The following is a 12431-nucleotide window of genomic DNA, read 5'->3' as shown; positions in this document are numbered from 1 at the left end:
GCGTCCGTTCCGGACATCGACGGGAGGAGGCTGTGCGCAGGAGTTCGGAGGGGACTGCGGGCATGGACATGTTGAAGGGCGACCAGATCGCCGAGGCCGACCTGACCGAGTGGCGCAAGCTCGCCCAGGGGCTCCACGCCCGCTACCTGGTCGACGACTTCGGCGCCGGCGTGCGGTTCGTCCAGGCGGTCGGCGAGGCGGGAGACGCGCTCGGGCACCATCCGAGCGTGTCGATCGGCAGTGGGCACGTCGATCTCAAGCTGGTGAGCGCGGACGCCGTCTACCGCGACGACGAGGGCACCGAACACGTCGTCGAATGGGTGACCCGGCTGGACGTCGACCTCGCGCGGCGGATCACCGAGATCGCCGCCGACCACGGGATCGCCGCCGACCCGACCTCGGTCAGCGTCATCGAACTCGGACTCGACACGGCGCGCTCCGCGACCATCGCCCCGGTGTGGGCCGTGCTGTTGACGGGAGACGCGGCGGCGCAGGGCCATGGCTCCCCCAGCGACGAGATCCGGGACGCCACGGGGCGGGTGCCGAACCTGTGGTTCGGGGACGCCGACGGGCACGCGACCTCGCGTCAGCGGTTCCACGTCGAGGTCTACGTCGCGCCGGAGGTGGCCGAGCAGCGGATCGCCGCCGCCGTCGCCGCGGGTGGGACCATCGTCGACGACAGCGACGCGCCGTCGCTCACCGTGATCGCCGACCAGGACGGCAACACCGGGGTCGTCTGCGTCGACGCGTCCGCTGCGGCCGGGGACTGAAGCGCGTGCGAGAGGTCGACCCGTCGATGCGAACGTCGGGACCGTCGTCAGGGGAGATCTCCCGCAGGGTCGCGCTGCTCTTCACGGGCGCGAGCGTGGTCGGTGCGCTGATCGTCTTCCTCTACTTCGCGCTGATCGATCCGATGCCGGTCGACGACGACGCGGTGCGCTCGCTCCAGACCGAGGGCATCGTGACCTTCGCGGTGGTCGGGCTGGTCATCCTCGGCGGTGCGCTCGCGATGGTCATCTGGCTCGGGCGACCGATCCGGAAGTGGCTGGGCCTGATCGAGGCCGGCACGCCCGCATCCGAGATGCCGCCGAAGGTCGCGCGCCTGGTGCTGACGTGGCCGCTGATCGGAGCCTCGCTGGTCGCCGTCAGCAGCCTGCTCGTGGCCGTGTTCTTCGCGATCCTCTACGACGATCCGGGGAACTTCGTCGGCATCGCCATCGGCGGCGCCGTCGCGACGACCATCGTCTACTTCGGCACCGACCTGATCTGGCGGCAACAGGTTCCGACCTTCTTCCCCGATGGGGACCTGAGCAGCATCCCCGCGTTCCGGCTCCTGGTGCGGAGGCGCCTGCTCCTGGCCTTCATCCTGATCGGCGGGCTCACGCCGACGCTGCTCGTGGTCCTGTCGCAGGTGCGCACGCGAGCCGTGCTCGAGGCCGGGAATCCGCAGGCGATCCTGGACAACCTCATCGTCGTGCAGCTGTTCATCCTCGTGGTCGGGTTGGCCGCCGGCCTGATCACCGCGGTCCTCGTCGCGCGCGCCATCGTGGGGCCGCTGGAGGCCCTGGAGACGGCGATGGGTCGCGTGGAGGACAACGAGCTCGACACGACGGTCGCGGTGACCACCAACGACGAGCTCGGATACCTCGGCGAGCGATTCAACTTCATGACGGACGGGTTGCGGCAGGGCGAGCGCCTCCGGGAGCTGTTCGGCCTCTACGTCAGTGCCGAGGTCGCTCAGGCCGCCGTGGAGACGGGGACCGGGCTCGGTGGCACGCTCGTCGACTGCTCGGTGGTCTTCTCGGACATCCGTGACTTCACGACGCTCAGCGAGCGGATGCCGCCCGCGCGACTGGTCGACGTGATCAACCGGTACATGACGGCCATGGTGTCGGTCGTCGTCGATCACGGGGGCGTGGTCACGCGCTTCGGAGGAGACTCCATCATGGCGGTCTTCGGCACCCCGTTGAATCCCATGGGCGATCACGCGGACCGCGCGGTGAGGACGGCGCTCGGGATGCGTCGGGCGCTGGCGGCCTTCAACCGGGACGCGACCGTCGACGGGCTCCCGAACCTCGAGGCGGGCATCGGCATCGCGAGCGGGCCCGTCATCGCCGGCAACATCGGCGGCAGAGAGCGGATCGAGTACACCGTCATGGGCGATGCCGTCAATCTCGCCGCTCGACTGGAGGACAGGACCAAGGATGCCGGCGCCCCCATCCTCATGAGCGCCGAGACCTATCGGGCGCTCGACGGACGCCGGGACCTGCCCGCGAGGGCGCTGACGGACCTGCGCATCAAGGGGAAGCGGGACCCGGTCACCGCCTACGCCATCTCCGACTGACCCGGAGCGGAACGTGGCCGGTGCGTCTGCGGCGTCGACCCGCTATGCCAGCTCGATGAGCTCCTGGTACTCCCGGCTCCAGTGGTCCTCGACGCCGTCGGGCATGATGAGCACGCGCTCGGGGTTCAGCGACTCGACCGCGCCGGGGTCGTGGGAGACGAGGACGACGGCGCCCTCGAAGTGCGCGAGCGCGTCGAGGATCTCCTCACGGCTGGCGGGGTCGAGGTTGTTCGTGGGCTCGTCGAGGAGCAGGACGTTCGCGCCCGAGACGACGATCGTGGCCAGGGCGAGTCGGGTCTTCTCGCCGCCGGAGAGCACGCCTGCGGGCTTGTGCACGTCGTCGCCGGTGAACAGGAACGAGCCGAGGACCTTGCGCGCCTCGGTCTCGGTGAGGTTCGGCGAGGCGCTCACCATGTTCTGCAGCACGGTCCGCGAGACGTCGAGCGTCTCGTGCTCCTGCGCGTAGTAGCCGATGCGCAGTCCGTGCCCGGCCTCGACGACGCCGGTGTCGGGGCGGTCGACGCCCGCGAGGATGCGGAGCAGCGTGGTCTTGCCGGCGCCGTTCAGGCCGATGATGACCACCTTCGAGCCCCGGTCGATCGCGAGGTCGACGGCCGTGAAGATCTCGAGCGAGCCGTAGCTCTTCGAGAGGTCGGCGGCGGTCAGCGGGGTGCGCCCGCAGGGCGCGGGCGTCGGGAATCGCAGCTTCGCGACGCGGTCGACGCTGCGGACCTCCTCGAGCCCGGAGAGGAGCTTCTCCGCGCGGGCGACCATCTGGTGGGCGGCCGCGGCCTTCGACGCCTTCGCGCCGAATCGCGCGGCCTGCTGCTGCAGCGCGGACGCCTTCTTCTCGGCGTTCGCGCGCTCCTTCTTGCGGCGTTCCTCGTCGGCGGCCCGCTGGCGCAGGTAGTGCTTCCAGCCCATGTTGTAGACGTCGATGATCGAGCGGTTCGCGTCGAGGTAGAACACGCGGTTCACGACCTCGCCGACGAGTTCGACGTCGTGGCTGATGACGATGACGCCACCCTTGTAGTTCTTCAGGAACTCGCGGAGCCAGACGACGGAGTCGGCGTCGAGGTGGTTCGTCGGCTCGTCGAGGATCATCGTGTCGGCGTCGGAGAACAGGATGCGCGCGAGTTCGATGCGCCGCCGCTGGCCGCCCGAGAGCGTCTTCAGCGGCTGGTCGAGGATCCGGTCGGGCAGGTTCAGGTTGGACGCGATCGATGCCGCCTCGGCCTCGGCGGCGTATCCGCCGAGCGCGGTGAACCGGTCGGTCAGTGTCCCGAAGCGCTTCATGGCCTTCTCGGCGACGACGGGGTCGGTCGACCCCATCCGCTCGGACGCCTCGCGCATGCCGACGACGAGCGAGCCGAGCCCGCGGGCGTCGAGGATCCGCGTGCGGGCGAGCATCTCGGGGTCGCCCGAGCGCGGGTCCTGCGGGAGGTATCCGATCTCGCCCGACCGGTCGATGCGGCCGCCGGTGGGCAGCGTCTCGCCCGCGAGCGTCTTGGTGAGCGTCGTCTTGCCGGCGCCGTTGCGGCCCACGAGGCCGATCTTGTCCCCCGAGGAGACGCGGAAGCTGACGTCCTCCATGAGCAGGCGCGCACCGACGCGGATCTCGAGGTCGTGGACGGCGAGCACGGTGACCTCCGGGGCCGGGAGCGGGTTGGGTTGGCGTGCCGAGCGGCACAGCCCTCCAGTCTAGCCTCGGGCGACGGATGCCGCGTGTCGGCGGTGCGCGGCAGACTGGCCGCATGCCGACCGGTTCCTCCCAGCTCGCGCGTGCGGTGCGCCTCCACTCGCACGGATTCCGCACCCCGGCCGACGACGCCGCGAGCGTCGTCGAGCGACTGGGGGCGGTCCAGGCGCAGGACCTGGGCGCCGCGAAGTGGGTCATCGGGTCGCGGATGGCGCGGCCGACTCCCGGCGCGATCGACGCGGCGCTCGCCGACCGTCGGGTCGTGCGCTCCTGGCCGATGCGCGGCACGCTGCACATCCTGCCGACGCGGATGCTCCGACCCACGCTGAGGCTCACGTCGCCGCGCGTCCTCGCCAACGCTCGGCGGCGACACGAGGCGCTCGAGCTCGGCGAGGCCGAGTACCGGTCGGCGCGCGATGCGGTCGAGCACGAGCTCGCCGGGGGCGCCACGGCCACGCGCGACGAACTGTCGACGCTCTGGAGCACGGCGGGGATCGAGGCGAACGGCCCGAGGACCTACCACCTGATCTGGTGGCTGGCGCTCGACGGCGTGCTGTGCGGCGGACCCGTCGACGGCCGGGTGCAGCACTTCGCACTGCTCGACGAATGGGCGCCGCCCGGTGCCGACGAGCCCGACTCCCCCGAGCAGACGCTCGCCGAGCTCTTCAGCGCCTACGTCCGCGGTCACGGCCCCGTGACGCTCGCCGACTTCGCCTGGTGGAGCGGGCTGACGATGCGCGACACCCGCATCGCGCTGGACGGCGCCGGCGACCGGGTCGAGCGGTTCGCCGATCGTCCTTCCGATGACGGGCCCGACCGGTACGTCGAGTCCGGTGCGACGGATGCCGCGGCATCCCGCCCGAGCGGCGCGCTCGCGCTCGCGGGGTTCGACGAGTACTACCTCGGCTACGCCGACCGCTCCCCCGTGTGCGATCCGCGGTTCGGCGACCTCGTCATCCCCGGCGGCAACGGCGTGTTCCAGCCGACGCTCGTGCTCGACGGCCGGGTCGTCGGCACGTGGAAGCGCACGGGCACGGCGGCGAAGCCGCGCGTGGAGCTGCGCTGGTTCGAGTCGGGTTCCGCCGACGCCGCGGCGCGCTTCGAGCGGCCGGTCCGCGCGTGGGCGAGGTTCCAGGGCGTCGACCTCCAGGGGATCGACTCCACGGCGCCCTGACCTGGCCGGCCCGCGCGGAAGCGGTCGAGGGGCCGCACCGGCATCCGCCGGCACGACCCCTCGCGTCGTGTTCGCCCGGCCGCGCTGCGCGGACGGGCGGGTGCGATCACTCCTGGACGAGCGCCGCCTGCAGCTCGAGCGTGATCGTGACCTGCTCGCCGAGGAGCACGCCGCCGGTCTCGAGGGCCGCGTTGTAGCTGAGGCCGAAGTCCTCGCGGTTGATGACGGCCTTCGCGGTCGCGCCGCCCTTGACGTTGCCGTACGGGTCGCCGCCGAAGCCGCCGAAGTCGAAGTCGAACGTGACGGGCTTGGTGACGCCGCGCATGGTGAGCTCGCCGTCGACCTTGAACTCGCCGCCCTCGACGCGGACGCCGGTCGAGACGAAGTCGATGGTCGGGTACTGCTCCGCGGCGAAGAAGTCGCCGGTGCGGAGGTGTGCGTCGCGGTTGGGCTCGTTGGTGGTGATCGAGGCGACCTCGGCCGACGCGGTCACGCGCGACTCCAGCGGGTCCTCGGCGGTGATGAACGTGGCGTCGAAGCGCTCGAACTTGCCCTTGACCTTGCTGATCATGAGGTGGCGGATGCTGAAGCCCACCTCGCTGTGCGTCGGGTCGATCGTCCAGGTGCCGGCGCGGTAGCCGGGGATCTCGAGGGTCGTCGCGGTCGTCGTCATTCGGGGTCTCTCCCAGTCGTTGCGTTCACGGGCCGGTTGGCCACGAAGGATGCAAACGCATAGACAGAAGCGATCTATTCCCCGGTTCCCGAAACGAGTTCGCGTCGGAGCTCCATGACGCGGATCGCGGCCTCCTCCAGGCGTTCGGGCGGGATCCGCCCGTCGGCCACCGCACCGGCGATCGAGGCGGCGAGCCCGTCGACGCTGATCCCGAACTCGGACGGGTCGGACGGGAGCACGTAGAGGAGGAGGTCGCTGCCGGCGGCGACGGCGCGGATGGCGTTCTCCCCCGGGTCCGCGTACTCCGGAAGCCCGTTGTGCTGCAGCATCAGCATGTCGTCCGTGACGAGCACGCCCTCGAACCCGAGTTCGTCCCGCAGGATCCGGTGCCACTCCGGGGAGAGCGAGGCCGGCGCGGCGTCGACCGCCGGGTAGCTCAGGTGACCCGTCATCACGAGTTCGACGTCGGCGTCGATGGCCGCCTCGAACGGCACGGCGGGGCCCGCCTGCCACTGCTCGAGCGTCAGCGGGGCGGACGGCACCGACACGTGCGAGTCCCCGGGGGCCGCGCCGTGCCCGGGGAAGTGCTTGACGGTGCTCGCGACCGTGCCGCGCTCGCCCTCGACGGCCGCGGCGACGTGCTCGGCCGAGGCCTGCGGGGACGTCCCCAGGATGCGGTCGTAGATGAACGAGGCCGGGTCGTCCGTGACATCCGCCACGATGCCGAAGTTGATGTTCACGCCGGATGCCTCGAGCGCGGCCGCACGCGCGGCGAACGCGTCGCGCGTCGCCGCCGCGGGCTGGTCGCGGAGCTCGTACGGCGCCGGCGCGGGATCCCAGGCGATCCGGCTCACGATGCCGCCCTCCTGGTCGATGCCGATCAGGGTCGCCGCATCCGGATCGGCCTGGAGGGCGCCCGTCAGTGCGGCGAGCTCGGCCTCGGAGCCCGGCATGTTGTCACCCATCAGGATGACGCCCGCGATGCCCTGGTCGACGAGGGCGCGCATCGCGGTCGGATCCGTGCCGGGCGCGTGCAGCATGAGCAGGGATGCCGCACGCTCCTGGTCGGTCATGTCGGCCACGCGCGCGGTCGCCCACTCGGCCGGAGTGGGCGGTGTCGGCGTGGGCGTGGGCGACGAGGAGGGCGCCGCGGCGCTCGTCGTGGGAGCCGTCGACGCGCCCGGCGCCGCGCAGCCCGCGAGGACCGCCGCGCCGAGGACGATCGCGGCGACCGACAGCGAACCCGCATTCCGACGCACCCGGGGAGTCTACGCGGCACGGCTGAGCGCATCGCACCGCCGTGCGGTGGAGACTGGTGGGATGAGCGACGAGCGTGGTCCATGCGCCGAACTCGTCGTCCTCCGTCGACACGCGGCCGATGCGACGCTGATGGCGGGCGGTGCGGCGGCCATCCTGCTGCAGCTCGCCGACGCCCGGGTGGCCGCGGGCGTCGCGCGGCACAGCCGATTCCGCGACCGACCGCTCGACCGACTCGTCGGCACGCACGCGTACCTCACCGCGCTCGTGTTCGGCGACGACCGCGACATCCGCCATGTCGCCCGGATCGTCGACGCGCGCCACTCGCGGGTCCGCGGCGACGGCGCCCGGGCAGGTCGTCCCGCCTACGATGCGCGCGATGCCGACGCCCAGCGCTGGGTGGCCGCGACGCTCCTGGCCGTGGCGCTCGACCTCGAGGAGCGGCTGGCCGGGTCGCGCCTCGACGAGGCGACCGCGAACGCCCTCGTCCGCGGATACGCACCCATCGCGGCTCGCCTCCAGGGCGGGCCGGCCGGCTGGCCCGCGACGCGGGACGAGTTCGAGGCGTGGTGGGATTCCCGGCTCGCGACCCTCGGGGTCGGCGACGACGCGCGCTCGGTGGCACGCGACCTCCTCGCGGGGACGGGGCTTCCGGCGCTGCTCGTCCCGCTCATGGCCCCGGTCCGGCTGGTCACCGCGGCGCTGCTCCCGCCGAGCCTCCGCGCCGCGTACGGGATGAGCTGGACCCCGCGGGTGCAGCGGGCGGCGAACGGATGGCTCACCGCGCTCGCCGTGCTCCGCCGCCTCGTTCCGGCGGGCATCCGCGCCATCCCGACGAGGGCATCGCTCCGTCGGCTGCGACGTCGCAGCCGGTACGCTGAGGGTGACCTGCGAGGACGAGGATGACCCAGCACGCACCGCACCACGACGAGCCGCTCGACGCGATCGACCGTCGGATCGTCGCGGAACTCAGCCGCGACGGCCGACTCTCGGTGCGCACGCTCGCCGAACGCGTGCACATCTCGCGCACCGCAGCCCACAACCGCGTCCTCGCACTGCAGCAGCGCGGCGTGATCACCGGGTTCGGCGCGCAGATCGACCGCAAGTCGATCGGCCTGAACATCTCGGCGCTCGTCGTCGTCCGGATCGGCGACGTGTCGTGGGAGTCCATCGCCGCGAAGCTCGCCACGCTGCCGTTCGTCGAGAAGGTGCAGGCCGTCTCGGGTGACATCGACATCATCCTCACCGTGAGCGCGCCCGACCACGAGCAGCTCAGCCAGGCGATCCTGCGCGACATCCACGACATGCCCGGCGTGGTCTCCACGCGCTCGCACCTGATCCTCGAGGAGATCGACGGTCGACCGCCCGCGCAGTCGCTGGACATCTGGCGCGCCTGACGCTCCTCGTTCGGGACGATCGGTTCGAGTTCGGCCGTTCGCGTGCCGATCGTTCACCGTTGTCTCGTACCCCGAGCGGGGGCCGTGCAGACTGTCGCACCATGGCCACATGAGCCTCAACGTCGAGCATCACGAGCCACGCGTCCTCCCCTCCGAGAAGCCGATCCGACTCCTCGACAATGCGGGGCACGCACTGCACGGTCGTGAGACCGGCGGGTTCGAACTGCCGCCCGTCGAACGTCTGCTCGACCTGTACCGGCGCATGGTCGTCGCGCGCCGCTTCGATGTGCAGGTGACCGCGCTCACCAAGCAGGGCCGGCTCGCGACCTACCCGTCGGCCTTCGGCCAGGAGGCCTGCGAGATCGGCGTCGTGTCGGCGATCTCCGCCGACGACTGGCTCTTCCCGACGTATCGCGACAGCATCGCGCTGCTCACCCGCGGCCTGGAGCCCGGTGAGATCCTCCAGTCGTTCCGCGGCGACTGGCACAACGGCTGGGACCAGCACGAGCACCGCACCGCCGCGATGGCCACGCCGCTCGCCACGCAGGCCCTGCACGCCGTCGGGCTGGCGCACGCCGCCCGCCTCCGCAACGACCCGATCGTGACGCTCGCCTACCTCGGCGACGGCGCGACCAGCGAGGGCGACGCGCACGAGGCGTTCAACTTCGCCGCCGTGTGGCAGACCCCGACCGTCTTCCTCGTGCAGAACAACCAGTTCGCGATCAGCACGCCGGTCGCCCGCCAGACGCATGCCACGACCCTCGCCGACAAGGCCGTCGGCTACGGGATGCCCGGGTACCACGTCGACGGCAACGACGTCGCGGCCATGTTCGCCGTCGCGACCGCCGCGGTCGACCGGGCGCGCTCCGGCGGCGGGCCCACCCTGATCGAGGGACTCACGTACCGCATCGAGTCGCACACGAACTCCGACGACCCCACCCGCTACCGCGCCGCCCGCGACGTGGAGCACTGGAAGCGGCGCGACCCGATCGAGCGACTCGAGAAGTACCTCGTATCGGAGGGCGCACTCTCCGATGAGGTCCGCACGGAGATCGCCGAGGCCGGCGAGGCGCTCGCCGCCCGCACGCGCGAGGCGATGAGCGAGTCGCCGCGGCTCGACCCGCTCGAGCTGTTCGACCACGTCTACGCGACCCCGCGGACGGCGCTCGCCGAGCAGCGCGCCGCACTCGAGGCGGAACTCGCCGCCCACTCGGAGCACGCCCGCGAGGAGGTGGCCGCCCGATGAGCACGCCCGTCACCGAACCCGCGACGGATGCCGCGGCATCCGCCCCCCAGCCCCTGACCATGGCGGGCGCGCTGAACGCCGCCCTCCGCGACGCGATGGCCGAGGACGACCGCGTGGTCGTCTACGGCGAGGACGTCGGACCGCTCGGCGGCGTCTTCCGCGTCACCGACGGCCTCCAGGCCGCGTTCGGCGAGGATCGCGTGTGGGATTCCCCGCTCGCCGAGTCGGGCATCGTCGGCACGGCCGTCGGCATGGCGATGTACGGACTCCGCCCGGTCGTCGAGATGCAGTTCGACGCGTTCAGCTATCCAGCCTTCGAGCAGATCGTCTCGCACGTCGCGAAGATGCGGAACCGCACCAAGGGCCGCGTGAGCCTCCCGATGGTCATCCGCATCCCGTGCGCCGGCGCGATCGGCGGCGTCGAGCACCACTCCGACTCCTCGGAGGCGTACTGGGCCGCGACGCCGGGCCTCACCGTCGTGATGCCCTCGAACCCGGCCGACGCGTACTCGATGCTGCGCGAGGCCATCGACAGCGACGACCCCGTCGTCTTCATGGAGCCGAAGAGCCGCTACTGGTCGAAGGCCGAGCTGGCGCTCCCCGTGCGCACCGCGCCCATGAACCGGGCCGAGGTCGTCCGCGAGGGCACCGACGTCACCCTGATCGGCTACGGGCCGACGGTGCGCACGGCGCTGGATGCCGCGGCCGCTGCCGAGGCGGAAGGGCTCTCGATCGAGGTCGTCGACCTCCGGAGCCTCTCGCCGTTCGACGACGAGACGGTCGGGGCCTCGCTCCGCAAGACCTCGCGCGCGGCCGTCATCCACGAGGCCGCCCAGTTCGGCGGATACGGCGCCGAGGTCGCCGCACGCCTGACCGAGCGCAACTTCTTCCACCTCGCCGCACCCATCCTCCGGATCACCGGCTACGACATCCCGTACCCGTCGCCGAAGCTCGAGGAGCACTACCTGCCGACGCCCGACCGCGTGCTCGAAGCGATCGCCTCGTGGGAATGGGACCTCGCATGAGCGCCCGCGAGTTCATCCTCCCCGACCTCGGCGAGGGCCTGACCGAGGCCGAGGTCGTCGCGTGGCTCGTCGCCCCCGGCGACGAGGTGAGCGTCGACCAGCCCGTCGTGGAGCTCGAGTCGGCGAAGTCGGTCGTGCAGCTGCCGACGCCGTTCGCCGGCGTGGTCGAGTCCCTCGGCGGCGAGGTCGGCCAGGTGCTGCACGCCGGCGAGGTGCTCATGCGGCTCGCGCCGGTCGGGGCCGACGTTCAGTCCGAGGCGACGACGGATGCCGCAGAGGCTGCGTCTTCGGCCGAAGGCGCGCGCGCGCCCGCCGAGATCGTCTCGACGGACTCGGGTCCGGTCGCGGCGGAGCCCGGCATCGCGGTGCCCACCGAGACGGCGTCCGAGGAGTCCGGGGCCGTCCTCATCGGCTACGGCACGCGCGCGAGCGCGGCCACCGCGCGATCGGCATCCGCACCGTCGCGATTCGGACGTCGTCGCGACGCCGACCGCGCACCCGAGGCGCCTGCCGCGCAGGAGACGTCGGCCGCGCCCGACGCTGGCTCCGCCGGCGCGGCCGGCTCGCCGTCAGCCGGCGCGCCGGAGGACATCGACGAGGCCGCCCTCGCCGAGGCGCATGCCGCGCACACGCTCGAACACGGGCGACACTCCCCCGTCATCTCCCCCATCGTCCGCCGGCTCGCCCGCGAGCACGGCTTCGACGCGAGCGAGCTGCTCGGCACCGGACCGGACGGCCTCGTGGTGCGGGCGGACGTCGAGGCGTTCATCACCGAGCTCGACGAGGCGCGAGCCGGTCGCGGAACGCCGACCGCGATGCCGTCCCTGCCCGACGCCGTCGCGACGCCGTCGGCGCCCCGCGCGGGCGAGCAGCGCGTTCCGCTCGACCGCATGCAGCGGGCCGCCGCCGCGCACTTCACGCGCTCTCGGCGCGAGATCCCCGAGGCCACGGTCTGGATGGACGTCGACGCGACCGAGCTCCTCGCCGCGCGGCGCCAGCTGAACGCGGCGACGGGCGAGAAGTTCGGGATCACCGCGCTCGTCGCCCGGTTCGTGATCGCCGGGCTCCGGCGGCATCCGTCGTTGAACGCCAGCTTCGACGCCGATCGGAACGAGCTCGTCCTGCACTCCGGGATCAACCTCGGGCTCGCCGCGCAGACCCCGCGGGGCCTCCTCGTGCCCGTCGTGCACGGCGTCGAGCGGATGTCGCTCCGCGACCTGCGCGACGCGATCCAGGCGCGCACGGACCAGGCGACGACGGGCGCCTTCCCGCCCGACGCGCTCACCGGTGGCACGTTCACGCTCAACAACTACGGAACGCTCGGCGTCGACGGCTCCGCCGCGATCATCAACCACCCCGAGGCCGCGATGCTCGGCATCGGACGACTGGTCGAGCGGCCGTGGGTGGTCGACGGCGCGATCGTCGTGCGAACGGTGACCGAGCTCACGATCTCGTTCGACCACCGGGTGTGCGACGGCGCCGAAGCGGCCGCGTTCCTCACGTTCGTCGCGGGCTGCATCGAGCGTCCGATCTCGCTGCTCGCCGATCTCTGAGGCGCGGGACGCGAACGGGAACCGACCGAGACGTGGCGAAGGCGCATCCTGGCGGATGCGCCT

The 12431-nt window shown here is 72.1% G+C and carries 11 protein-coding genes; 8 read left to right on the top strand and 3 right to left on the bottom strand.

Going from position 1 to position 12431, the window contains the following annotated elements:
• Positions 1-62: 62 nt before the first annotated feature.
• Together ACFVHK_RS09595 and ACFVHK_RS09590 are read left to right on the top strand one after the other, a co-directional pair.
• The gene (locus ACFVHK_RS09595; protein ID WP_376928623.1) at positions 63-770 is read left to right on the top strand and encodes a 4a-hydroxytetrahydrobiopterin dehydratase; all 708 of its coding nucleotides are present in this window, start codon (positions 63-65) and stop codon (positions 768-770) included.
• Positions 771-796: 26 nt separating this feature from the next.
• Complete coding sequence (locus tag ACFVHK_RS09590) at positions 797-2344, top strand: adenylate/guanylate cyclase domain-containing protein (protein WP_376928622.1); 1548 nt, start codon at positions 797-799, stop codon at positions 2342-2344.
• Positions 2345-2386: 42 nt separating this feature from the next.
• Here ACFVHK_RS09590 and ACFVHK_RS09585 read toward each other — a convergent pair whose 3' ends face one another.
• Positions 2387-3985, bottom strand: a complete 1599-nt coding sequence (locus tag ACFVHK_RS09585) for an ABC-F family ATP-binding cassette domain-containing protein (protein ID WP_376928621.1) — start codon at positions 3983-3985, stop codon at positions 2387-2389.
• 113 nt (positions 3986-4098) lie between these two features.
• On the opposite strand from ACFVHK_RS09585, the gene ACFVHK_RS09580 reads away from it, so the two are divergent.
• Positions 4099-5217: a winged helix DNA-binding domain-containing protein gene (locus ACFVHK_RS09580; protein ID WP_376928620.1), complete on the top strand. Its 1119-nt coding sequence runs from the start codon at positions 4099-4101 to the stop codon at positions 5215-5217.
• Positions 5218-5323: 106 nt separating this feature from the next.
• Here the strand turns inward: ACFVHK_RS09580 and ACFVHK_RS09575 are convergent, their stop codons facing one another.
• Together ACFVHK_RS09575 and ACFVHK_RS09570 are read right to left on the bottom strand one after the other, a co-directional pair.
• The gene (locus ACFVHK_RS09575) at positions 5324-5890 is read right to left on the bottom strand and encodes a YceI family protein (protein ID WP_376928619.1); all 567 of its coding nucleotides are present in this window, start codon (positions 5888-5890) and stop codon (positions 5324-5326) included.
• Between the two features lie 74 nt (positions 5891-5964).
• Positions 5965-7149, bottom strand: coding sequence for a glycoside hydrolase family 3 N-terminal domain-containing protein (locus tag ACFVHK_RS09570; protein WP_376928618.1), 1185 nt, complete (start codon positions 7147-7149; stop codon positions 5965-5967).
• 61 nt (positions 7150-7210) lie between these two features.
• Between ACFVHK_RS09570 and ACFVHK_RS09565 the strand changes: the two genes are divergently transcribed.
• The 5 genes from ACFVHK_RS09565 (at position 7211) to ACFVHK_RS09545 (ending at position 12368) form a co-directional block, all read left to right on the top strand.
• Positions 7211-8053, top strand: coding sequence for an oxygenase MpaB family protein (locus ACFVHK_RS09565; protein WP_376928617.1), 843 nt, complete (start codon positions 7211-7213; stop codon positions 8051-8053).
• Positions 8050-8544, top strand: a complete 495-nt coding sequence (locus ACFVHK_RS09560) for an Lrp/AsnC family transcriptional regulator (RefSeq protein WP_129235303.1) — start codon at positions 8050-8052, stop codon at positions 8542-8544. Before ACFVHK_RS09565 ends, ACFVHK_RS09560 begins: the two co-directional genes overlap by 4 nt.
• A 109-nt stretch (positions 8545-8653) precedes the next feature.
• Positions 8654-9790, top strand: a complete 1137-nt coding sequence (gene pdhA / locus ACFVHK_RS09555) for a pyruvate dehydrogenase (acetyl-transferring) E1 component subunit alpha (RefSeq protein ID WP_376928616.1) — start codon at positions 8654-8656, stop codon at positions 9788-9790.
• Entirely contained in the window at positions 9787-10815 is a 1029-nt protein-coding gene (locus tag ACFVHK_RS09550; RefSeq protein WP_376928615.1) for an alpha-ketoacid dehydrogenase subunit beta, read from the top strand. Before pdhA ends, ACFVHK_RS09550 begins: the two co-directional genes overlap by 4 nt.
• Positions 10812-12368: a dihydrolipoamide acetyltransferase family protein gene (locus ACFVHK_RS09545; RefSeq protein ID WP_376928614.1), complete on the top strand. Its 1557-nt coding sequence runs from the start codon at positions 10812-10814 to the stop codon at positions 12366-12368. The genes ACFVHK_RS09550 and ACFVHK_RS09545 overlap by 4 nt, the downstream gene beginning before the upstream one ends.
• Positions 12369-12431 lie beyond the last annotated feature (63 nt).

Source organism: Agromyces binzhouensis (genome assembly GCF_042672355.1).
In the GTDB taxonomy this organism is placed as follows: Bacteria; Actinomycetota; Actinomycetes; order Actinomycetales; family Microbacteriaceae; genus Agromyces; species Agromyces binzhouensis.
This window is presented reverse-complemented; position numbering and strand designations above follow the sequence as displayed.